The organism is Enterococcus sp. DIV2384, from assembly GCF_050534975.1.
GTDB lineage: Bacteria > Bacillota > Bacilli > Lactobacillales > Enterococcaceae > Enterococcus > Enterococcus faecalis.
This window is the reverse complement of the sequence record NZ_CP172905.1, coordinates 90,534-114,319: the sequence shown is the minus strand read 5'-3', so window position 1 is coordinate 114,319 and position 23,786 is coordinate 90,534. Positions and strand designations below refer to the sequence as shown.

Sequence of the window (23,786 nt, the reverse complement as noted above, 5' to 3'; positions counted from 1 at the left end):
TATCCACCTAAAAAGAAAGCGTATACACAACCATCAATAGAATAACAAAAAATAACGAATTTGCAAAATAGAAACTGGAAAAATGAGGATTTTCTATAAAAATCTTTTCCCGCCTAAAATCACTTTTGTTAGACGGCGTTTAAATGGTAAATTTTGAGACTTGCAAGAAAAACAGGCCTATTTTTCTTGCAAGTCTCCTTTACCTAGTCGTGATCAACATCGGCGATTTTCACAACAATTTTCCCTTGCGCTCGTCCTGTCAGTGAATAATCTACCGCTTCTTGAATTTGGCTAAAAGGAACGACTCGGTCAATTATCGGCTGTAATTTTCCCTGTTCAATGAACTCAGTGAGTAAAGCTAATTGCTCGCCATCTGGACGCATAAACAAAAAATGATAACTAACATCTGTGGCTTGCTCCAATCGATGAATCTTGCGAGTAGCTATTTTAAAGGCCCATTGTTTCCAAAGCGGCAAGCCATACTCTTTAGCAAAACGTTCGTTGGGAATGCCTGACAATGTAACAACTTTTCCCTGAGGTTTAACCACTGAAAAAGCTTTTTCTAAGATTGTCCCCCCCATTGTATCAAACACATAATCATAGTCGGATAAAACTTCTTCAAAATTTTGTGTCCGATAGTCAATCACTTCATCTGCTCCCAACGCTTGAACCCATTCTTTATTTTTACTACTCGTTGTGGTGGCAACGTAAGCGCCCGCTAGTTTTGCTAATTGAATCGCAATGGTTCCAATCCCTCCTGAACCTGCTTGAATCAGGACTTTCTGGCCTGGCTGTACATTCATAATATCATGTAGCGCTTGATAACTTGTCAAACCGACTAACGGAATGGCCGCAGCTTCTTCAAACGTTAAATTTTTCGGCTTCATAGCTACAGCCGCTTGATCCACTGCAATATATTCAGCAAAAGTTCCCACGCGATTTTTGGGTACTCGTCCGTAAACTGCATCGCCCAGCCTAAAATTTTGAACATTTTTTCCAACAGAAACAACAATCCCAGCAAAATCACTGCCTAAAATCAGTGGCATTTGATAATTTAAAAGCATCTTTACTTTGCCATCTTTTGTTTTTAAATCAATCGGGTTGATACTGGCAGCGATAATTTTGACCAAAACATCATTGTCATGAATGGTGGGTAAGGGCACCTCCTCGATTGATAATTCTTTTTGTTCGTATTTATGAATTAAAGCAGCTTTCATCATTGAATCTTTCCTCTCTTTCTATCCCTTTTATTGGTTTAAAAGTTTAAACCTTTAATCAATTAGTATCTTAACGAAGAATGGGATTCACGTCAAGTTTCAGCCCTCAGCGTATTTCATTGACAAAAAACACGAAAAATGGTTTAATCGTTTAAAAATACGAACCAAAGAGGCGAAAAAATATGAAAGAATTAGAAGAAATTCAAACAGAATTTACTGCGCTTAGTGATTTTTTAATCGCATTGGGTGATGAAAAACGCCAAGCAATTATTATTGCACTGTTAGAAGACCAGGCCTGTGTTGGCCGTCGTGTCACTGAGTTAACAGAGGCGACACAACTCTCACGCCCCGCGGTTTCTCACCACTTAAAAATTTTGAAACAAGCCAAATTAATTGATTGTCGCAGTGAAGGAACTAAAAACTATTACTCTCTTTCTCACGATACCACCAAAATTGAGCAACTCCAACAACTATTGACCCACATTACGTCGATTATGCCAGGGAGGAAGCAAGCATGAAAAAAATTCTCGTGGTCCTCACAAACGTCTCTCGTTATCACGGCACCGAAGAACCAACGGGCCTCTGGCTAGGTGAAGCTACGGAGTTCGTGGAAGAAGTAACTAAAGCAGGATTTTCAGTTGACTATGTTAGTCCCCAAGGAGGCTATGTCCCTTTGGATCCCCGGAGTATGAAATATGTAGATTCATCCATTATGGCAGTTTATGAAAGTGCTGATTTTCAAAAACGAGCGCTAGCACATTCCCTCTCTCTTGAAGAAATTGAGCCAGATGAATACGCAGCAATTTACTTTACAGGAGGCCATGGCGTTATGTGGGACTTTCCTGATAATCCTCAGTTGCAAGCAATCACTCGTAGCCTTTACGAACAGGGCAAATACCTAACTTCTGTTTGTCACGGAATTGCTGGCCTTTTAAATGTCAAAGATGCGTCAGGAAATTATTTGATTGCAGATAAAACCATTACTGGCTTCACTACTGCAGAAGAAATTTTAGCCATGAAAAAAGCAGTTGTTCCTTTCTTAAACGAAACAATTGCCAAAGAACATGGTGCTACTTTTGCGAAAAAGCGTCCCTATAAAGAATTTGCGTATCAAGATGGCCGTATAATCACTGGGCAAAATCCTTTTTCTGTCCGCGCTGTCGCAAGATTGTTAATTCAACAACTATCAAAATGAAACAACAGCGACTACTTTTAGGTAGTCGCTGTTGTTTCATTGCTTCTTCTTTTTTCCGAAAGCTGAAGCCCTAACATAAAAAATTTTTGATTAGCTAAAGAGTAACATCGCGCCAATTAAGATAATTAGGTTAATTAAGCCTAAGACAATCATTGGTTTGGCCATGAATTTTGTCCAAGTGGCATATTGAACTTTGGAAATTTCCAAACCACCCATTACGACACCAGATGTTGGCGTGATCAAATTAATCAAGCCACAACCTGAAGCAAAAATCATAACCATCACTTCTGGACTTAAACCAATGTTTTTAGCTAACGCACCCATTACAGGAATAGAAACGTACGCTAAACCAGAAGTTGAAGGAATTAGGAAAGATAAACCTAAGTATAAAACAAAGGCACCGATGACAAATAAGACTGGGGAGAGTCCTTGTAATAAGCCTGCCGCTTTATCAAGGATAAATGAATCTAAATACGTTTTAGACATCAAAACAGATGCCCCGCGAGCAACTACGATAATTAAAACAACGGATAACATATCTTTGGCACCGTCGATAAATGCTTCAATGGTTTCTTTTTCAGTAAAGCGACCAATCAAGGCAGCAATGATCCCTAAAAGGAAGAACCACATCGCTAAGTCGCCAAAGTACCAGTCACCGAAACTGTTGCCTGTTAAAACAGACGTCCAGCCTTTGAAAATCGTCACTCCAAAGTCGTTCCATGGAATTAAGGAAACAATCATAATGACAAAACAGAAAGCGAATACCATTAAGATTTTTTTATGACGATTCGTAAATGGCATTTCTTTCGACGCTGCTTGTCCATACGTTTTTTCCATATCCTCTTGTTCTTGTAAAGATAAAATTGTTGAACCTTTGTCAGCCTTCACTTTTTTCGCATAACGCATCACAATGAAAATAGAATAGCTAGTAGAGGCCGCCCACAAAATAGCACCGACAATTAAAATAATTCCTGTATTCGGCTGAATGCCAATACCTCGTAACGCATCCATCGCTACCCCTGTGGAGAAAGGGTTAACCGTTGAACCGATAACACCTGATCCTGCACCCAATAGCACAGTACCCACTGCGACAAACGTATCAAAACCAGCGGCGACCATGGTGGCACTCAATAAACCATAAAAAGGAATTGTTTCTTCTGCCATTCCATAAGTCGACCCACCAATAGAAAATAAAATCATTAAAATCGGAATGATTTTCAATTCGTTCCCTTTTAACTTTTTAACGACTGATTGAATCCCTGCTTCAAGAGCCCCAGTTTGTGTCACAATATTTAAAAAGCCACCGAGTACTAAAATAAAAATATTAATTTCAATGGCATCTTTAAACCCATTGAATGGAGCCATGATAATATCCGATAATTTGGCCCCTACCACGTGGTCAACCATTTTGCCATCAATTTCTCTTGGGGTAAATGGCTGGCCATTTAGCAAGACCGTTACGATACCTAAAACAATTAAAATAATAAATAAAATACTAAAAGACGAAAGCTGTTTTTTGTTTTTCTTCTTTTTTTCTGCCATATCCTTTTATACAGGAACCTACTTTCCTGTATCTCCCTTCTCTATGATTAATTACTCAATCGATCAATAAAGAATGGCGTATCTAGAAAAGTTAAGAATTTATGACTGTAGCTAATACGGTTCATTTGGACTAATTTTTTCATAACACTGCTTGCTGTTTCCCGCGTAGTTCCACTCATTCGTGCAATGTCATTAATGGTAATTGGACAAGTAATTGCAACGCGTTCTCTGTTGTCAATTCGTTCTCCTAAATCATTTAATAACATCGCCAGTGATGTCACAATCCGTTCACATGCATCATTGGTTGTTCCTTTTTGGATTTTGATCATGCTTTCTTTTAAAAGGACCGATTGTTCTTGAATCCAATGAATCAATTGCTGGGGATTATTTTGGAGAAAACGCTCAAACAGTTTAACTGGCACAAACACAACCTCAATATCCGTATAGGCAATCGCGGAGTCGTAATGAACCTCATCTTGAAACAGTCCGATTCTCGGAAAAAGAGCCTGCTTTTTCATAAAATGCAGATAGGAAAAATTACCACTGCGATCATTTTTTTCAATTTTAATGACACCTGAAACCAATAAAATCAAATGATTTCTCGGATCACCTGGATAAAAAAGGACTTGGCCTTTTTTATAGGAGCGAACGAAACTCTCGTTGCGCAATTCTGTTAGTTCTGATTCAGAAAAGTATTGAAAATCTTGATTATTTTTAGTGATTATTTTCTCTATCATCATCTTAATTCTCCTAAATACTATACTTTATTTTGTCACAACCGTTCCTACGATTTCATCGCCGCTCATACTTCCTAAGTTTTCCAAAGAAGTGATAATTGCTTGTTTATTGGGTTGGCTTTCTACAAACTGAATGGCAGCTTCAATTTTCGGTAACATACTACCTGGTGCAAAATGACCCGCTTGTTTGTATTCTTCCAACTCTGCTACAGTGACATTGGTTAATTGTTTTTCATCTGGTTTGCCATAATTAATGCACACATAATCCACGCCAGTTAAAATAACTAGTGCATCCGCATCCACTAATTCTGCTAGTTTTTCAGAAGCAAAATCTTTATCGATTACTGCTTCGACACCTTTTAATTCTTGTCCTACGACAGGGATGCCGCCGCCACCACATGAAATGGTAATTATATCATTTTTTATTAAGGTATTAATAGTCTCAGCCTCGTGGATGTCAATTGGCTTAGGACTTGGAACGACTTTGCGCCAGCCACGTCCTGCATCTTCTTTAAAAATAGCACCTGCTTGCATTGCTTCTTTGGCTTCAGCTTCTGTTAAAAATGGACCGATCGGTTTTGTTGGATTTTTGAATGCCTCATCTGCTGGATCTACGACCACCTGTGTTAAAACAGTAGCCACTTGTTTCTTGATTCCTGCTTTGTTTAATTCTTGATTAAGCGCATTGGACAACCAGTAGCCGATACTTCCTTGTGTCATAGCAACACACGTATCTAGCGGCATCGCTGGATTTTTTTCAGAATCAGCTGCTTGTTGTTGCAATAATAGATTTCCGACTTGTGGACCATTGCCATGTGAAACAATCAACCGATGCCCTTGTTTAATTAAATGAACTAAATAGGCAGATGTTTGAACTAATGCTTGCTGTTGTGCATGTGCGCTAGCATCATTTGAAAGGATGGCATTTCCGCCTAGTGCAACGACCATTTTTTTCCCCATTACAAATCCTTCTTTCCTATCATAATAAAGAATAGGCCGCCCTTCAAAAGAAACTCTTAAAGGGCGAAACAACTATTCTTTTTTCAATGTTTTTTCAGTTGCTTCCTACACACGAGGAATGAATAAGTTGCCTAAAGTAGCTGCCATGATCGCTTTAATAGAATGCATTCTGTTTTCTGCTTCTTCAAATTGACGACCATATTTACTGCGGAAGACTTCATCCGTAATTTCCATTTCAGTAATGCCAAATTTTTCAGCAACCATTTCACCGTATTGTGTTTTCGTATCATGAAAGGCTGGCAAACAGTGTAATACGATTAAATCGCCATCCATGTTTTCGGTTTTTTCTAACATAGCCATATTAATTTGATAAGGTTTCAACAGATTGACACGTTCTTCAAATTTATCTTCTTCACCCATGGACACCCAAACGTCTGTATATAACACGTTGGCTCCTTTAACGCCTTTAGCAACGTCGTCTGTAATCATTAATTCTGCACCAGATTCTTTCGCAAATTCTTTTGCATAATTAACGACTTCATCAGAAGGGAACAATTCTTTTGGTGCACAAATGCGAACATTTACGCCTAAAATAGCACCTGTCACTAACAAGCTGTTTGCCATGTTGTTACGGCCATCGCCGACATATACTAAAGTGATTCCTTCTAAACGACCAAAGTTTTCTTTCACTGTCATAAAGTCCGCAATCATTTGTGTTGGATGCCATTGATCCGTTAAACCATTCCAAACAGGAACACCAGAATATTTCGCTAAATCTTCCACTACTTCTTGACTAAACCCACGGAACTCAATCCCGTCAAACATACTACCTAAAACAATCGCTGTATCTTCAACAGATTCTTTTTTACCTAATTGAATATCGTTGGCACCTAAATACTCAGGATGTGCCCCTAAATCAATCGCTGCTGTCGTAAACGCAGAGCGTGTCCGTGTCGAAGTTTTTTCAAATAAAAGAGCGATATTTTTTCCTTCTAAATAGTGATGTGGAATCCCTTTTTTCTTCAATTCTTTTAAGTGAATACTGAAGTCTACCAAATACTCTAATTCTGCTCTTGAAAAATCTTTTTCTGCTAATAAACTACGTCCTTGAAATACTGAATTCATGATGATTCCTCCTATTTTTGGGTGTTTTTTAAAGATCTTCACGGTAAAGTGGCATACTCATACAACGAGGGCCACCACGGCCACGTACTAGTTCACTTCCTGGAATGTAATTCAATTTCACGCCTGCTTCTTCTAGCGCTTTATTCGTAATCGTATTCCGATCGTAAACAACAACTTCCCCAGGGGCAATTGCTAATGTATTTGAACCGTCGTTCCATTGTTCACGGGCTGCTGCTGTTAAATTTCCAGCGCCGCAACGGATTAATTGAACATTGTCTAAATGCAAGTATTTGCATAAAATGTTATCTAATGTATCTTTTTCTTTTGTAATTTGGATGTCTCCATCTGCTTTTTCAGTGATCGAGTAAACAACCAAGCCGCCTTCGATTTCTGGATGAATCGTAAATTTATCATAGTCAATCATGGTAAAAACGGTATCTAAATGCATGAATTTACGGTGTTCACCGATATCAAAAGCCAAGATATTTTTAAACCCTAATTTTTGTTCAAAAATATTTCTCGCAATTTTTTCAATTGACGCGGCATCCGTTCTTTGAGAAATCCCAATGGCCACTACTTCTTTTGAAAGAATTAATTCATCGCCACCTTCAATTCTGGTTGATTCTGAACGATCATAGACTCTAGGAACCTCTTTTCCAGCAAAACGAGGATGATAATCAAAAATGTATTGCCCAAAAATGGTTTCCCGTTGTCGAGTTACTGAATACATATGATTTAAAGAAATCCCGTGCCCCATTGTCGCAAAGTTATCACGCGTGAAGTATAAGTTAGGCATTGGATCAATAATGAATGGATAATCCGCTTCAACCATATCTGTTAAAAATTCTTGCTCATATTTAGGTAATTCTTGTTTTTGAATGCCAGCAATCGCTTTTTGAATCAGTTCTTCGTTGTCGTCAATTTCTAACATTAACTCTCTAACTTTTTCTTTTGCTGATTCGCTGCGAATATTGGCTTCTTCTAAGAATTGGTCAATAAATTGTCGGCGGACCTCTTCATTAATCAACGCTTCAGCAGCTAAGTCCTCTAAATAGACCACTTCGATATCTTTTGATCGTAACAACTCTGCAAATGCATCATGTTCTGCTTGTGCTTTTTCTAAAAACGGAATATCATCAAACAACAGTCTCTCCAGATAATCTGGCATTAAATTTTCTAATTCCTTACCTGGACGATGTAACATCACTGTTTTCAATTTCCCGATTTCAGAAAATACATTAATTGGATGACTCATGTGAAATAACCTCCTCAACTTAATTACAAACACAGAATAACAGACCTGATTAACCTAGGACGTGAGCCATTTGCCAAACAAAATACCAAATATACAACGGTATTCTTTCTTATGCATATTTTCAACCCAAAAGAATGCGCTTTCATAGATATTCTAAAAAAATAATGCATAATTAAATAAAAAAAAATGCATTTATTCAAAAAAAATTATTTCTCCATGCATTTCATAAAGTTATAATCTTATAGAGGTAAAAGTAAGGGAGCCAGAAGTCAAAACGACTTCTGGCTCCCTTACTTTTATGCGTTACTTTTTGACAAAGGTGTTGGCTGAATAAATTGTTGAAAATACTGCTCTAGTTCTTGTGCTTTTTCCTCGGATGATGAAACAATAATAACAGTGTCGAAGCCAGCGACAGAACATTTCTTTTCACACAAAGACACTTCATCAAGTACAGCTGAAAACAATGTTGCGTTGTCTGGTAATGTATGAACCACTAGTAAAAAGGCGACACGTTCAACTTTGGTCACTACCTCACGAATTGCTTGTATCAACTGTTCTTTTTTTCGTTCTTCTAAAGAAGTGAATTGTTCAAAAATCGTTAACCGCATCTCGCCAGACTCATCTAATGCTTTGACGACTTTTAATTCCCATAAATCCCGTGAAATCGTTGCTTGTGCGACATTTATCTCGCGCTTTTTTAATTCTCTTAACAACTCATTTTGACTATGAATTACAGTTGTTTGAATGATTTCTTTAATCAAACTTTGGCGTGTTTGCTTATTCACAAATAACACCCTTCCTCCAGACATTTACAAAGCAATACTAGCAGAATCTCTCTAATTAGAATAGAAAAAGGGTCGTTTAGCTAAAAGGTTCTCATTGATTTTGTCGGATATTTCGCATTTAAAAAAGTGAGACTTGCACAATTTAGTAAAACGTTGTACAGTGATTTTAGGGAATTACTGGCACCGTTTTAAATAACAGCAATGATGTTTTTTTGCATGATTAACTGAACTGGAGGAAAGTAATGAACCGATTAAAACGCCAAACGATGATTAAGCGATTGGTCACAGAAAATGAAATCCATACACAAAGTGAATTACTAGCATTATTGGAAAAAGAAAATATTCACACCACGCAAGCAACTATTTCTCGTGACATTCGTGAGCTGAATTTAAACAAAGTAGACAATGGTCAAGGAGAAGCCTATTATCGTATCTTGAATAATTCTGCCCTTCGTCCAAAATATAAAACAGATGAAGAACGTCTTGTTGACATTATTATTGAAACTGGTGTTTCTTTAACACAAATAGAGTTCACAAATCTTTTAACCGTCTTACCTGGCAACGGGCAAGCCATTGGGGTTTTAATTGATCGCATACGTATCCACAACCCTCATATCTTGGGCTGCATCGCTGGGGATGATACCATCTTAATTCTTTCAAAAAATAAAGAAGATGCCCTTGAAGTTAACAACTATTTCCAGCAGTATTTGTACCACCCATAATTCATCACTTAGTAAAATCGACTATTTTTTGACATCATTGCTATTTTTATTAAAGATAAATAAAAAAAGGCGTCTCAGTGAAAGCTGAGGCGTTTTCTCATGAGTTTTTCTTTTGAACACCGTCTTTTTTTTGTATAATAATCAAAAAGCAAAGAAAGGGTTTCTTATGACTGAACAATTCATACTCACTTCAAACGATCAACAAACTCAGCTCAATGTACGTCATTGGCCCTGTCCTTCACCCAAAGCCGTAGTTCAATTGATTCACGGCATGGCAGAGCATATCCAACGTTATGATGAATTTGCTCGTTTTTTAAATCAATTAGGGTTTGCCGTAATTGGGCATGATCATCTAGGTCATGGCGAATCTGTACAACCAAGCGCACCGATCTATGGTTTTTTTGGAGAACAAGGGCCTGAAAATGTCGTTACAGATATTCATCAAGTGAAACAATGGGCTATGAATCACTATCCACAATTGCCCTATTTTATGATGGGTCACAGCATGGGGTCTTTCGCCTTGCGCAACTATCTGCAAGACTATCCTGTGACTATGCAAGGAGTCATTTTCATGGGCACTGGAACAAGCCCGTTACCTTTAACCGCCGCATTGCCTTTTATTAAAAAAATGGCCGAGAAACAGCCGAAAAAACCAGCTCCGTTCATTGATAAGCTGGCATTTGGTTCTTTTAGCAAAAAATTTCCTGAAGCAAGTTCCTTTAATTGGCTTTCTAAAAATCAAGCCAATGTGGCTGACTATGAAAATGACCCATTAATGGGCTTCGTATTTACCAACAATGGTTTTGCTACCCTTTTTTCGCTTGTTAAACGAGCCAATCAAAAGAATTGGTACCAAGCGATCCCAAAAGAATTGCCTATTTTGATCATTAGTGGCGCTGAAGACCCAGTTGGTGATTTCAGCAAGGGGCCAGCGAAAATTCAAAAGCAATTAAAGCATGCAGGTTTTCAGCACGTGACGTTACGACTATTTCCCACATTGCGTCATGAAATTTTATTAGAAACGGAAAAAGCAACAGTTTTTCAAGAAATTGGGCATTGGTTAACGGATTTAACGAATTAAAAAGAGCGTGGGACAAAAATCACTTTGGATTTTTGCTCCACGCTCAAAAACTGATAAACGGCGGGAATAGAAGCAACTCCTTCGGAAATAAGCCGAAATTATCCAAAAATCATAGAACAATTTTCGGAAATTCCTTCTTATTTCTCGGAGTTAAACACTTCTATCCCGACCTCTTTTTAATCTATTTTCGTTAAACCGCCCATATAAGGACGTAGAACTTCTGGAATCGTTACCGTGCCATCTTCATTTTGATAATTTTCCAAAATGGCCGCCACTGTTCGACCAACAGCAAGTCCTGACCCATTAAGAGTATGGGCATATTGAACATGACCTGTTTTATCACGATAACGAATCAACGCCCGACGTGCTTGGAAGTCTTCACAGTTTGAACAAGAACTAATTTCTCGATACGTTTTCTGTGCCGGAATCCAAACTTCTAAATCATAGGTTTTCGCTGCCGAGAAGCCCATGTCACCTGTCGAAAGAGTAATCACTCGATAAGGGAGGCCCAATTTTTCTAAAATGTCTCCAGCATTGTTGGTCATTTTTTCTAATTCTTCATAGGAGTGTTCTGCATCACTAAATTTAACCATTTCTACTTTATGGAACTGGTGTAAACGAATTAATCCTCGGGTATCACGACCTGCACTACCCGCTTCCGAGCGAAAAGAAGGACTTAAAGCAGTAAAATAAATCGGTAACTCTTGCGCATCTAAAATTTCATTATTATAGTAGTTAGTTAACGGGACTTCCGCTGTGGGGATCAGCGTCAAATCACTTTCTGCAACTTGGAAGACATCTTCTTTGAACTTAGGAAACTGACCAGTGCCAAACATTGCTTTACTATTGACCAAATAAGGAGGAATCACCTCGGTATAACCATGTTCATTAACATGTTGATCTAACATAAAATTATAGACCGCTCGTTCTAAACGAGCCCCTAAGCCTTTGTAATAAAGAAAACGGCTACCAGATACTTTCGCGCCTCTTTCAAAATCTAAAATTCCTAAGGCTTCACCGATTTCCCAATGTGGTTTCGGTTCAAATGAAAAAGTTTTCGGCGTACTCCACCGCCGAACTTCTACGTTGGCGGCTTCGTCTGCGCCAACAGGCACGCTCTCATGAGGTAAGTTAGGCAGACGTTCTGCAATGGCTGTGCATTGTTCTTGCAAATGAACAACTTCTTGGTCTAAAACTTTAATTTGCTCGCTAACTTCTTGCATATTTAGCAACTGTTGTGAAGCATCTTTTTGTGCACGCTTTAATTGTGCAATTTCTCCTGATACCTGATTACGGTGTTTTTTCAGTTCTTCAACTTTAACAAGTAACGCTCTCCGTTCTTCATCTAAAGCCAAAAAGCGTAATAAAACTTCCTCGTCCACACCACGTGTTTTTAACTTTTTCTGTACCACTTCTACATTTTGGCGAATTTTTTTCATATCCAGCATCTTATTTCCCTCTTCATGATTAAATTTTAAACAATGGTGAATTTTACTTTTTCAAAAATTTCATTCTTCATTCGTTGGCCAGTCGCTGTGCCAGCTAAGCCACCTAAACCCGTTTCTCTCAATTCTCGTGGTAATTGACGGCCGACTTTATTCATGGCTTCCACCACTTCATCTGCTGGTATTTTATTTACAATTCCAGCTAAAGCCATATCTGCAGCGATTAACGCATTGCCTGCACCTACTGTATTTCGTTTGACACAAGGAATTTCGACTAACCCAGCCACTGGGTCACAAACTAAACCTAATAAATTCCCTAAAGCCATAGCAAAAGCTTCAGAAGATTGGCGTGGTGTTCCGCCAGCCGCTTCAACAGCTGCAGCGGCGGCCATCGCTGAAGCACTGCCTACTTCGGCTTGACATCCACCAACAGCACCAGCAATCATCGCATTGTTGGCTGTGACCATTCCAAATAAAGAACTGGTAAACAAGAAACGAATTTGTTGATCACGCGTTAAATTCAAGGTATTTTTAATCGCTGTTAAAACCCCTGGTAAGGTGCCACTTGCACCAGCGGTTGGCGTTGCGCAAACAACGCCCATTGCTGCATTGACTTCATTAGTACCTAGTGCGGCTTGAACTGCAGACATCATTAAATCACCTGATAACGTTTTGCCAGCTGCGCGGTATTTTTTTAAACGCGCTGCATCACCGCCCGTTAACCCAGTAGGAGAAAAAACGCCTGCTCCTTCTTGTGAGCGTTTGACAGCAGCATCCATGACATCCAAATTTTGACCCATCTGTGTCCAAATTTCTTCATAGCTTTTTTGGCTACGCTCCATTTCTTGCTCAATCATCAAATCAGAGATTTTTTTTCCTGTTTTTTCAGCTTTATCGATAAATTCTTCAATCGAAAGGTACATATGTCAAACTCCTATCATAATAAGATTATTTTCGATGTGTCATCTAGTGAAAACAGTTGTTCTTTCACCGAGGAAATTGGTGCCGAATCTAAGTCAAAGATGAATAAAATTTGATTCCCTTCCACATAACGAGACACCGCATTCACTTGAATATTATTTTTTTGTAACGTATCTTTAAAAGCTTGCATCGCCTGCTCTTCTTGATTAATGACTAACAAAATAGGTAAAGGACCATGTAGTTGGACATTGAAACCGTCTAATTCAATGTATTTCACCTCGATAGTACCGCCACCTACAGAAATTCCTGTTAAATGGATTTCGTGCGTTGCATCACTGAGTGTCACACATGCTGTATTAGCATGCTTCACTGGACTTTCTTCACTCATTTCTAAAAATTGAATCTCAATTCCTTGTTCTTCCGCAAGTTCAATGGATTGTGTTACGTTGGCATCATCTGCTGCTAGTCCAAGAATTCCACCAATAATTGCAAAATCAGTTCCATGTCCTTTATGCGTGTCTGCAAAAGATTCATAGTATTTAATCACAATTTTTTCTGGCGTTCCGCCGAATAACTTTCTTGCCGCTAAGCCAATTGCTAAGGCCCCAGCTGTATGCGAACTAGAAGGACCAATCATAATAGGACCGATAATGTCAAAACAACTTTTGTAGTTCATTACTTTGTTCACTTTTTTAGGTTTATTGATGGCCATAGCTGTGTTCATACGTAACTCCTCCTTTGGTTTTTACTGCTTCTTTTTCTTTTTCACTGGTTACTTCCGTCGTTCCTTCAAATTCTGGTGTATTATCCACCGCTTCAATTCTGTAACGTTTAAAGACCAGCGCACCTAAAAATCCAAACATCAGACTGACCACTGTGATAATCGCCACTGCTAGTAAAGTCGTTTGAATGGCATTGTTACCTAATGTCACAAGTAAACCAGCCCACGGTGTTGCCATTCCTGTCACAGGTACTTTTAAGCCAAAGAAAGTCACTACAATACCACTAACCATTCCTGAAAATAAATTCGTTGCGTAAATAGGTATTGGATTGGAGCTGATGATATCGACTTGTGTTAATGGCTCAATTGCCACAGCTAACGGGGTTGAAGCTGTGCCTAGTTTTAACTTTTTAAATAGCGCCGCATTGACAATGGAACTGCCGTAACAAGTCAACGCACCGACAGCCATTGGTACACCAGTCAAACCAATCAAGGCAGTTAAAACCATTGAACTTAACGGTGTCATACCAACAATCGGGATAATAGCACCTAAAATTGCGCCCATCACATATGGATTGCCATCTACTGCACTTAAAATCGTGCCCCCAATAACTTCTAGGACACCTAATACAACGGGTTGAATAAAACCAGCAACTAACGAAGCAGCGACTGGAATGACTAAAATAACGACTAATAAGTCAATCCCTTCTGGAATACGTTTTTGCATCTGCTCAACAACAAAAGATAAAAGATATGCGGTAATAAAGGCTGGTAACAAGCTGACTTTAATCAATGACAGACCTAAAATAATTGAAAAAACTGGACTAATCCCGAAAGCGAGCGGCACAAGAGCTCCAGCTGCTAAACCACCTAGACTACCCATAGTTTCACCAATTTGCGACACATAATCTAAATGAAAAACGCCGCCTACTGCATACCGCAAAAACGCCTCTGGTAGAAAGGTGGCACAAGCTGCACCAGACAAAGCACTTAAAGATTTTTTCCCTCGCGGTGCTTTAAAAGAGAATAGGGACATGCCACATAAAACTAAGACTAACATCAAGATTCCTGATAACGTTTTCATTTCTTTGCCTCCAACTATATTTTTTTATAACAGATGGTACTCCTGAATAAAATTTTTATTGCTCAACAAGTGAAAGAATGAGCGAGCATTCCGATGAACTAAAGTACAATGAGTAACAAAAATTTCATTCCACATTCAGAGTATACGACTAAACAAAAGTTTAGTCAATGTATTTTTTTAACGTAAAGAATCTTATTGCTTTTCCATTAAAAAAGTATTACACTAAAATTAATTTCAGTGTAGGGGAGGATATCACTTGGAGTCATATTTACGTTTAAGTGAAGTAGATAAACAAATCTTACATTCACATGCCTTAATGCTTGATGGATTAGGGAACTTCTTTGGTAGTACCCATGAAGTCATTCTTCATAGTTTAGAAAATTTGGAAAGTTCAGCTATCAAAGTCATCAATGGCCATTTCAGTAACCGCAAGGAAGGTGCCCCCATTACTGATATGGCGTTAAAAATGTTAAGTCAGGTAGAGTCGGAACATGATTACGCTGTGAAACCCTACTACAATAAAAATCAAAAAGGGGTTATTTTAAAATCTTCCACCATTCCAGTTATCGGTGAAAATGATCGTATTATTGGATTGATCTGTATCAATATGCATTTAGAAATGCCATTAATTGATTACTTGCAAGACTTATTACCTTCAGGACAACAAAATGATATGTCCCAAGAGCTTAAAAATTCTGAACATTTTTCTGACAATATTGACGAATTAATCACTACTTCACTGACAAAAGTAAAACAAGCAGTAGAAAGCGATCCAAATGTATCACATTTGAATCAAAATAAAGAAATTGTTATTCGTTTATATGATCAAGGAATTTTTAATCTCAAAGATTCTGTCATAAAGATTGCCGATCGATTAGGTATTTCAAAAAATACCATCTATTTACATATCCGCAATCATAAAAAAGAAGAAGCTTAAAACATCAAAGCCACCAACGCTAACTAGCGTTGGTGGCTTTGATCACTTCTCTTCTATTTTAATTTGGTAAATCAAACAAGTAAGGTGTCCCTATTTCTCCATTTAACGTAACGTCTAAGCGATTTTTTGTGCCGGGAACTAAATTACTGGCTGTGAAATTCCCTTGGGCATCCGCAGTAAAACTTGCTAAAATCACCCGCGCATCATCTGCACGTGACACTAAAATAGTTGCATTAGGTGCTGTTTTACCAGAAATTGTCCCTTGTTTCGGATCAATCGTAATATTGCTAAAAGAAAGCGCTGCTTCTTGTCCTGAACTTGGAATATCAATTTGGACCGGTGCACTATTCCGTTGATCAACGGTTGCGATTAATTGAGTAGTCGCTCCCGCTCTGGGACTAATTACTGTAAAATTGCCATTGGCATCCGCATAAAAAACACCTGCTTGTGCAGAAGCATCACCGACTACCGTTGCTGTAATGGTTGCATTAGGTAATGTAGTACCATTAATTTCATTTCTTTCAGGATTGAAAACAACATTGGTAATTATAATGTTTGTATCAGGTGTTTGATTTTGAGGGACTTCATTCGTTTCATCAGTTCCTGCAGAAGGCTGCGTGGCATTTTCTGACGGATTTTCCCCTGTCACATTAGAATTTTGACCCGTGACAGACGAATGACTACTTTTCATTTCTTGTTGACTAGAGGATTTCTGCGTGGCTTTCTTTGTTTCTTGCTTTGGCTTAGAATCATTTGTGCTTGCTGTTTTTTTTGTTTCCACATCCTGCTAGACTTAAAGACAATACACTGAACGTTAACATACTGAACAAAGCAATTTTTTTCATTTTTCGTTACCTCCAGAAATCTTTTTGTAACATTAATGTAACATTGTTTTAAAAATCTAGCAATAATTTTTCAACCGTTTTCCTTTTTGTTTAAAAAGAAAAAACCTGCACAAAGGCATTTAGCCTTTGTGTAGGTTTTTATCTGCTAAATGGATTTAATGTTTGCGATAGCTTAAATAGTAAAAGCCAGAAACAAAAATGGCACCACCAATGATATTACCTAAATAAACAAAAATAAAATTACGGAAAAAATCCCCCCACTGAACGCCGCCTTCAAAAATTGCGGCTGGAATGATGAATGCATTCGCCACACTATGCTGAAAGCCAATTGCAACAAAAATCATTACTGGAAACCAGATGCCTAATAGTTTCCCCGCTGCATCTTTCGCACCATAACAAAGCCATAAGGCCAGACCTACGAACCAGTTACAGCCAATACCTGAAATAATTGCTTGAAGCCAAGTTGCTGCAACTTTATGTTCTGCAAGAGAAAGAACCTGATTTAAATAGGCGCCGCTACTGGTTAAACCTAAATAATGGCCAAAAAAATAGGCAACAAATAGGGCGCCAACCATATTTGCCAATGTAATTGTGACCCAGTTCACGAGTAATTCTCTGAAAGAGACCTTTTTAGCAAACCAAGCCGTACTCACCGCCATCATATTTCCTGTGATTAACTCACCACCAGCCATTAAAATAACAATTAGACCAATCGGGAAAACCGCAGCTCCCACTAAAGCTTGAACACTGGCTAAATCTGCTGGAATAGAGGCGGAAACACGCACATAAGCCAAATAGCCGAGGGAAATCATGGCACCGCCGATAAATCCTAAAATGAGTTTTGCTACCAAAGGCTTTTGAATTTTTTTCTGACCATTTTCAATACTGATACTTAAAATTTCATCTGGTGTATACAAACATTTCACTTCCTTTGTTTTTTGTCCTCCTTTACTTTACCCTTATATCACAGAAATTCAAGTACTTTTGTGTATTTTTTCACTAAAAACTGTAGTTCTTTTAATTTTATATGAAAACATCCTGAAACAAGTCCTATTTCTTGTTTCAGGATGTTTACTTATCCGTTTTTAAAGAGTTATCTTTTCACTTTAAAACAATAGGTTGCTATGGCTAACGATAAAAAGCTCAGGCCTAGGAAGCTCCCAACTGCTGAAGATTGTTCCCCTGTTTTGGGGAATTTTTTCTTGGCAATTTTGGTCGTATTATCCGCTTTTTTAACTGTTCCTGACGATTCTTGATTCGTCTGTATCTGTCTAGTTGTTTGGTTTTCTGCTGCAGATTCCTTTTTTTGACTAGCCTTGGCAGAGAGCTTTGAATTACTTTGAGCGTCATTAGGATCTTGATTCGACTCTTCCGCGTAAATGACAGAATTCTGGCCTTTGTTTTGGCTGCTTTCGTTTACGGTGCTTGGGGTGCTACTCTCACTTGTACTGTTGGTTGCGCTGGTCGTACTTGAAGCACTACTTTCGCTGGTACTACTTGTTTTACTGGTTGTACTTGGTGTGTTGCTTTCATTTGTATTGCTTGTTTCACTTGTCGTACTTGAGGTGCTGCTTTCACTTGTATTACTGGTTTCGCTGGTTGTGCTTGGCGTGCTGCTTTCGCTGGTATTACTGGTTTCACTGGTTGTGCTTGAGGTGCTGCTTTCGCTTGTGTTACTAGTTGTCTCTGTTGATTTTTCAACTAACAGAAGTAACGCCGTTTTTATGGTTTGTGTTAATTGATTAATACGCTTTTGTGCATCTGCAGGCGTTTTAAAGTCACCAAGTGTTGGCTCCAATAATTCTTCATCTGACCAAGCAAGCAATTTTTTTAACTGTTTAGGACTTTCTTCGCCAGTTGTTGTATCTATTAAGGCTTCTTGCATGGCTTGCCAAGAGTCTGTGGTATATACAGATTCGTCTAATTTATGGACGATTGCCAGTTTAGTTTCTGCTTCTGCACGCTCTAGCGTGATATCGGCTTTTTTGACTAATACTTTCATTGCAGATTGCAAATTAGCTGTTAACTGATCCACTTGCTCTTGGGTTTTGTCCTGACTCTCCTGACCTTCTGCTAACAATTGTGTCGCCTGCTGATAATAGGAAGGAACAATCGTTTTAGGCCCAATGGCAGTGAATAACTGCCAAGAGTAAACCGTATATTGGTTTGCTTCACCAATCGAAGCATAAACGGTTTGTAGTTGGGACAAATCAAGCTTTTTTGCCGGGGCCTCTACCGTCACCGGTACGTTCACTGTTACCAATGAACCTGTTTCATAAGTTAATTGAACAGTCACTTTTTGTTGGCCGATTTCATTTAAGACCTCTGGATTGACGATTTTAGCGGCTGGGACTGCTTCATCCGCGTCATTTGTATTAGCAACCAGTTGCTGCGGATCGATTGATTGTCCTTGCACAATCGTTGTGGCCACAGGGGTTACTAAAGTATTTCTAACCGGAATTGGCGTATTTTTATATTGCTCATAAAGCGTTGGTGAAATTAATGATTCCCATGTTTCTGGCATTAAGCGATAGTCCGCCTCTGTCCAATTTTCTACCAATAATTGGCCGTTTTTAAGGCCATCATCTCGAGTATTGTCTTTCACAAAACTCGTTTCTGGTCGGAAACCACCGCCACTAGCGATTAACAATTCCCGACGTCGGTTTTGCGGAATATTATGGTAGTTAACAAACTGATTGTTGATAAATACGCCATTGAACACATTGTTATTTCCTGTATGTCGATTGTATTCCATTCCAATTGCATATTGATTGTCCCAATACTTCCAATCAAAAATGTTATTAGCCACTAGCCAGTTGGATAATTCTGAAATAGCTCCCTCTGCTTGTGTTTCTGCCAAACCAATCTCTGGTGTTCCATACATAATGAGACCTGTATTTCGCAAATAATTATTCATAATCGTAATATTACGGCCTGATTTAAATTTAAATCCGCCAGCTGGACCATTTTGTAGTCCACGTAAATGATTCCCCACCACCGTGATGTTTTGAGCACCACGGAAATAAATTGCATGATCTCCCACCAGACCATTCAAGTCTTCATTATCATAAGGTGAATAGAAAAAATTATGTTGAACAGTTACATCCTTCAGCATATTAAAAGAATTAACCCCGGTGGATAGATAGTTTTGTTCATTAGGTACTGAAATAGCACCAGCTTCAATGGCTGTTTGCAAACGTGTAATAGTCGCTGCTAAATCTGAACGACTGGTACTTTTAATTGCATCTAATTCTGTCACTTTTAACCCAAATAGATTGTCCACGATGTCTACATCTGACATATACTGGAAACGACTTGGTGTTGAATAACCACCAATGTAAATCGCTCGGTTAAAATCAATCTTGGGTTGCATGTGTGCTGTGTCTCGCATGAAAATATTGCCTGAAATCTTAACGCCAATATCTGCATTTAAATTGACCACGAATCCTTTTAATGGATTATAAAAGATATTGTTTGCTAGCGTTAATTGATTCGTCAATTTCAAGGTCACATTGATGCCGTCAAAAGCAATATTTTGAAGTCGTACATTGGTTTTCGTCCCGTACGTTGTGTCTGTTAGCTGAATCGGTGTACCTGTAACGTTATGTAAAATAGTGGCTCCTGTTGTATCGCCAATTAACTGATAATTTGAAGAAATCGTAATATCTTTTGACAAAGCATAACTTCCCTGTGGTAAAAATAATGCGTTTCCTTCCTTTGCTGTCTGACTCAGCAACGTCTGTAACTTATCTGATTGATCTTCTGCACTATTAGGCACCATCGCTTGCGTACCAAAAATCGTTGTATCTGTTGCGTTAACTGGTTCAACCGCTTCGGTCACCATTGGTAGACCAACCACTGTTAATAAACCAAACAGAAGCATGAGCATTGTTTTCTTCATGGAGTTCCCTCTTTTCATTCCGTTACTTCTAACGGCTTATTTTGTAAAAGTTGATACAGCGTAATAACACGACTGTCTTCGTATGCATAAATTTTTTTGAATTTTGGATTCATATGTAAGATACTTGTTACCTTTAACAAGTTTTGATTTGTGACTTCTAATTCTAAGGCCTCAACCAATTCCTTTAATCGAACACCGGCACTATTTTCTTCACAACTTAAGATTTCTTCAATTTGTTCCATCCGTTTTTTCATTTTATCCCGCCTTTCTTCCCTTGCTCTTTCTATTATATAGAAAAATCCTTGTGAGAAACCTCAATATTTTTTAACTGACTGTTAAAAAAAGTAGTAGTTCCTTTACTATCAATAGCTAATCATCTATTATTTACGATAAAAAAAGCAAAAAAAGTACCTTTTTGACCTAATTTTCAGAAGAATTGACGCAGTATTTATAAAAAAACAACGAGAAAACGTCAATAAGTAGGTGTTGATTACCTACTTATTGACGTTTTCTTCTTGTCTTTTTTTACTTTTTAGAAAAATTTTTTTACAATTTATCGGACATATGCATCAAAAAAGCCCATTTTTTTGATTTTTTATTAAAGTGACGTGGTTCTTTTCTCGTTAATTTTTACTATTTTTTGGTTCAAACGATTATATTGCTCAAACGTTAACTCACTTGAAAGTAAAAATATCTCTGGATGACCCGTTTCCACATCTGTCAAAGAAGTCACTAATAGTAAATCAATATTTTGCCATTCTTCTTTGCTTGCTTCACTGTATCGTAAAACTTCCAATGCATAGAACCGACGAAAATTATTTTCAATCGAAAGTTTCACCCGTTCTTCTTCCAGTACTGGCAAGCCTGATTTTAAACCTAAAACAATTTTTTGTTCGCGATGAATTAAATCATCGGAAAGCGCCAAAACACTAGAATAACGCAGAGCCAAAAATTCTTTATTTGTAAATAATTCATTGCCTGTTTGTTCGTAAAGTTGATTTAAGCCTTGGCTTAATTCTTCTAAAAGAACCGGATATTTTTCTTTAACTTTATTCCAAAAGACATTGTACATTTTCACATTTTGGACATAGTAAAGTTCGGCAAATAAATGTGTAGCAAACAAATAATAAAAAATTTGCGGACGAATTTTCTCCAATTGCGGCGTCATGTGTATTTCTTCTAATAAGAAATGTTGGACTAAATGAGTCAACATGTAAACAGGTGCTTCAGTCTCATCAAAATGCGCTAAAATTGCTTGTGCAGTGGCTTCATCTTGATAAAATTGGTCATTGGCTAACAAGAAAAAGTACACAAAAGTTAAATCGTTTTTGTTAAGGAAAAGGGTTGTAGCTGTCATCTCTTCTATAAAGGCTTGGTAATGTTTATTACCTTCTAAATAAGTTTCTTGCTCGGCTGAAGGTCGATATTCGGCGCCTTGCGCACTACGGACTTTTGAGATAGCGACCATATATTTAACTCGGCGTGTCACCGTTTCCGCAACTTCTACGTTGAAAAAAGCCATCATTTTTTGGACGGTTTGTGCGACTTCCGTTTCTTGTATATAGTCAAAAGGCCAAGTATCACGGATTAAGTCCATAAAAATAGTGTAAGCAAAATGGCGCAAATACGCTTCATTGCCTTCAATTTTCCAAGTACTTTTATTAATTACTAAACCCAATGGTGCTAAAATTTCTGTAAACCCTTTGAGCAAGCGCCGAATCGTGGCATCACTAGTATGATACTTTGCTGTCGCTGGCACAATTCCATTAAATCGACCCCAGAATAAATCTTCCATTACTTGATAAGTTAAACTATCCCGAAAAATTGCTGTATAAAGTTTCTGGAACGCTTGGCTAGACGCCAAGTTCAAGCGATAGCCATGCCCCTTTTCAAAAGCCAAAGAAGCATCATTATCCACAGCATAATACGTAATGTCATCTTTTAGAAGTTCTACGTATTTTTTGACTGATTTTTTGTTTAATTGTAATTCTTCTGCTAACTCATTGATGTCAATCCAGCCTTCATTAATTGGCAAGTTTCTTAAAATAATAATTTTAGAAACGACATCTGTATCGAATATATCAACATATTCATCCCATTTCACTGTTCACTCAACTGCCTCTCTTCTGTTCTATTGTACACAAAATGAGAAATCTATTCCACGAAAAAATAACAGTTGTTTCTTTTATTCTTTCGTAGATGTGGACGTTTCAGGAACAAACACGTTGAGTCCCCCAGCTTCCACCGTTACTTTAATCGGTAAATCATCAGTAGGGTCGCCATCTGTTCGTGTTTGGACTTTCTTGTCTTTTTCGCCACTAATTTTAAATTGACTCCCAGAGAAATACACGACACCAGGAATTTCATTTAATTGTCCTCTGATAATTTTAGGTAAATAATAGACAAACTTGTAAAAAACTAACTTAGGTAAAATGATAATGTGGACTTCGCCGTCATCTGGCGTAGCATTGGCATCGAAATTGGTAAAGCCACCAGCAGAATTCGTCATGGTCATCGTTAATAATTGGGCTTTGCCATGCCAACGTCTTTCATCGCCATCAATTTTTAGTTTGTATTTTTTCTTTTTCATTAATAAGCGGAAAAATTGCTTTGTAAAGGCTAAAGGACCATATTTTTGTTTCTCCTGTTGGGTCACATTTGCTGCTGTATCTGCTAATAGTCCAATCGTTAAGGTCGAAATCATCACATCTTGATTTACCATCCCAAAGTCAACTGGTGTGGTCTGTCCTGCCAAAATGGTCTCAAAGGCGTCTTCTTCTTTCAAAGGAATACTTAACACACGTGCAAAATTATTGACTGTTCCACCTGGAATAATCCCTATTTGATAGTCACGAATGGTGTCTTTAAAATTTTGAACGGCATGATGAATGGTCCCGTCACCACCAATGACGACCAAGACTCCCACTTGATTTTCTTTGGCATTTTTCCGCATTTCTTCAGGATCAATGTCTGGATTGGAAGGTTGCAAAATAACCGCTTCCCCTTTCGCTTCTGCAGCTTTTTTAAAGCGTTCTGCAATCTCTTTACTTTCACTACTTCCTGAAGTTTCGTTGTATAAAACCATCATCTTTTTCATCATTCTATCCTCATATCTCTAACTAAATTTCTTGCACATGTAAAGTGTACAATATTTTAGCCAAAATACCTAAAGATAGCATCGAAAAACAAAGGCTGAGGCACAAGCGGTTATCTCCAAGAACCCAGTAAGTTCTGTTCAAAGGCTAAACTGAGATGAAGGCTTACCTGAGAATATCAATAAGAAGGAGCTACTTTTGTTCAGTTGATTAGCTTA

The 23,786-nt window shown here is 38.1% G+C and carries 21 protein-coding genes and 1 pseudogene; 5 read left to right on the top strand and 17 right to left on the bottom strand.

Going from position 1 to position 23,786, the window contains the following annotated elements; all coding sequences use genetic code 11:
* Window positions 1–203: 203 nt before the first annotated feature.
* Window positions 204–1,220 carry an NADP-dependent oxidoreductase gene (locus tag IGK54_RS00485; RefSeq protein ID WP_185931596.1) on the bottom strand — a complete coding sequence of 339 codons (1,017 nt, stop codon included), beginning with the start codon at window positions 1,218–1,220 and terminating at the stop codon, window positions 204–206.
* 179 nt (window positions 1,221–1,399) lie between these two features.
* Here IGK54_RS00485 and IGK54_RS00480 point away from each other — a divergent pair, with 179 nt between their 5' ends.
* Together IGK54_RS00480 and IGK54_RS00475 are read left to right on the top strand one after the other, a co-directional pair.
* Window positions 1,400–1,735 (top strand): ArsR/SmtB family transcription factor, encoded by a 336-nt coding sequence (locus IGK54_RS00480; RefSeq protein WP_002356136.1) that lies wholly within the window; start codon window positions 1,400–1,402, stop codon window positions 1,733–1,735.
* Window positions 1,732–2,412 (top strand): type 1 glutamine amidotransferase domain-containing protein, encoded by a 681-nt coding sequence (locus tag IGK54_RS00475; protein WP_002386380.1) that lies wholly within the window; start codon window positions 1,732–1,734, stop codon window positions 2,410–2,412. The genes IGK54_RS00480 and IGK54_RS00475 overlap by 4 nt, the downstream gene beginning before the upstream one ends.
* Before the next feature lie 90 nt (window positions 2,413–2,502).
* Here IGK54_RS00475 and IGK54_RS00470 read toward each other — a convergent pair whose 3' ends face one another.
* The 6 genes from IGK54_RS00470 to IGK54_RS00445 all read right to left on the bottom strand — a co-directional run bounded on the left by IGK54_RS00470 (window position 2,503) and on the right by IGK54_RS00445 (window position 8,840).
* On the bottom strand, window positions 2,503–3,954 hold the full coding sequence (locus IGK54_RS00470) for a YfcC family protein (RefSeq protein ID WP_002356134.1): 1,452 nt from the start codon (window positions 3,952–3,954) through the stop codon (window positions 2,503–2,505).
* 47 nt (window positions 3,955–4,001) lie between these two features.
* Complete coding sequence (locus IGK54_RS00465) at window positions 4,002–4,694, bottom strand: Crp/Fnr family transcriptional regulator (RefSeq protein WP_002356133.1); 693 nt, start codon at window positions 4,692–4,694, stop codon at window positions 4,002–4,004.
* Between the two features lie 24 nt (window positions 4,695–4,718).
* Window positions 4,719–5,651, bottom strand: a complete 933-nt coding sequence (gene arcC / locus IGK54_RS00460) for a carbamate kinase (RefSeq protein WP_002356132.1) — start codon at window positions 5,649–5,651, stop codon at window positions 4,719–4,721.
* Between the two features lie 105 nt (window positions 5,652–5,756).
* On the bottom strand, window positions 5,757–6,779 hold the full coding sequence (gene argF / locus IGK54_RS00455; protein ID WP_161299076.1) for an ornithine carbamoyltransferase: 1,023 nt from the start codon (window positions 6,777–6,779) through the stop codon (window positions 5,757–5,759).
* A 25-nt stretch (window positions 6,780–6,804) separates the two neighbouring features.
* Window positions 6,805–8,031: an arginine deiminase gene (arcA, locus tag IGK54_RS00450; protein ID WP_002356129.1), complete on the bottom strand. Its 1,227-nt coding sequence runs from the start codon at window positions 8,029–8,031 to the stop codon at window positions 6,805–6,807.
* Between the two features lie 296 nt (window positions 8,032–8,327).
* Complete coding sequence (locus IGK54_RS00445; protein WP_002387472.1) at window positions 8,328–8,840, bottom strand: arginine repressor; 513 nt, start codon at window positions 8,838–8,840, stop codon at window positions 8,328–8,330.
* 218 nt (window positions 8,841–9,058) lie between these two features.
* Here IGK54_RS00445 and IGK54_RS00440 point away from each other — a divergent pair, with 218 nt between their 5' ends.
* Complete coding sequence (locus tag IGK54_RS00440) at window positions 9,059–9,538, top strand: arginine repressor (protein ID WP_002356125.1); 480 nt, start codon at window positions 9,059–9,061, stop codon at window positions 9,536–9,538.
* A 130-nt stretch (window positions 9,539–9,668) separates the two neighbouring features.
* Window positions 9,669–10,619, top strand: a complete 951-nt coding sequence (locus IGK54_RS00435; RefSeq protein WP_185938135.1) for an alpha/beta hydrolase — start codon at window positions 9,669–9,671, stop codon at window positions 10,617–10,619.
* A 176-nt stretch (window positions 10,620–10,795) separates the two neighbouring features.
* Here the strand turns inward: IGK54_RS00435 and serS are convergent, their stop codons facing one another.
* Genes serS through IGK54_RS00415 form a run of 4 tightly spaced genes read right to left on the bottom strand, consistent with a single transcriptional unit; the run spans window position 10,796 to window position 14,790 of the window.
* Window positions 10,796–12,067, bottom strand: coding sequence for a serine--tRNA ligase (serS, locus tag IGK54_RS00430; protein WP_002356123.1), 1,272 nt, complete (start codon window positions 12,065–12,067; stop codon window positions 10,796–10,798).
* Between the two features lie 26 nt (window positions 12,068–12,093).
* On the bottom strand, window positions 12,094–12,987 hold the full coding sequence (gene sdaAA / locus IGK54_RS00425; RefSeq protein ID WP_002356122.1) for an L-serine ammonia-lyase, iron-sulfur-dependent, subunit alpha: 894 nt from the start codon (window positions 12,985–12,987) through the stop codon (window positions 12,094–12,096).
* A 14-nt stretch (window positions 12,988–13,001) separates the two neighbouring features.
* Window positions 13,002–13,697, bottom strand: a complete 696-nt coding sequence (sdaAB, locus tag IGK54_RS00420; protein WP_002387470.1) for an L-serine ammonia-lyase, iron-sulfur-dependent subunit beta — start codon at window positions 13,695–13,697, stop codon at window positions 13,002–13,004.
* Window positions 13,684–14,790, bottom strand: a complete 1,107-nt coding sequence (locus IGK54_RS00415; RefSeq protein WP_002383466.1) for a PTS sugar transporter subunit IIC — start codon at window positions 14,788–14,790, stop codon at window positions 13,684–13,686. Before IGK54_RS00415 ends, sdaAB begins: the two co-directional genes overlap by 14 nt.
* Before the next feature lie 316 nt (window positions 14,791–15,106).
* Between IGK54_RS00415 and IGK54_RS00410 the strand changes: the two genes are divergently transcribed.
* Complete coding sequence (locus tag IGK54_RS00410; RefSeq protein ID WP_002383467.1) at window positions 15,107–15,727, top strand: helix-turn-helix transcriptional regulator; 621 nt, start codon at window positions 15,107–15,109, stop codon at window positions 15,725–15,727.
* A 58-nt stretch (window positions 15,728–15,785) separates the two neighbouring features.
* On the opposite strand, the pseudogene IGK54_RS00405 reads toward IGK54_RS00410, so the two are convergent.
* From IGK54_RS00405 to IGK54_RS00380, 6 genes and pseudogenes are all read right to left on the bottom strand, one after another.
* Window positions 15,786–16,572: pseudogene (locus tag IGK54_RS00405) on the bottom strand (hypothetical protein).
* Between the two features lie 155 nt (window positions 16,573–16,727).
* Entirely contained in the window at window positions 16,728–17,489 is a 762-nt protein-coding gene (locus IGK54_RS00400; RefSeq protein ID WP_002389593.1) for a formate/nitrite transporter family protein, read from the bottom strand.
* Window positions 17,490–17,665: 176 nt separating this feature from the next.
* Entirely contained in the window at window positions 17,666–20,491 is a 2,826-nt protein-coding gene (locus IGK54_RS00395) for an LPXTG cell wall anchor domain-containing protein (RefSeq protein ID WP_430603107.1), read from the bottom strand.
* Window positions 20,488–20,727 (bottom strand): hypothetical protein, encoded by a 240-nt coding sequence (locus IGK54_RS00390; protein WP_002356115.1) that lies wholly within the window; start codon window positions 20,725–20,727, stop codon window positions 20,488–20,490. Before IGK54_RS00390 ends, IGK54_RS00395 begins: the two co-directional genes overlap by 4 nt.
* Before the next feature lie 344 nt (window positions 20,728–21,071).
* Window positions 21,072–22,577, bottom strand: a complete 1,506-nt coding sequence (locus IGK54_RS00385) for a helix-turn-helix domain-containing protein (RefSeq protein WP_002379255.1) — start codon at window positions 22,575–22,577, stop codon at window positions 21,072–21,074.
* Window positions 22,578–22,658: 81 nt separating this feature from the next.
* A complete protein-coding gene (locus IGK54_RS00380) occupies window positions 22,659–23,573 on the bottom strand; it encodes a diacylglycerol/lipid kinase family protein (RefSeq protein ID WP_002407569.1) in 915 nt (304 codons plus the stop codon).
* Window positions 23,574–23,786 lie beyond the last annotated feature (213 nt).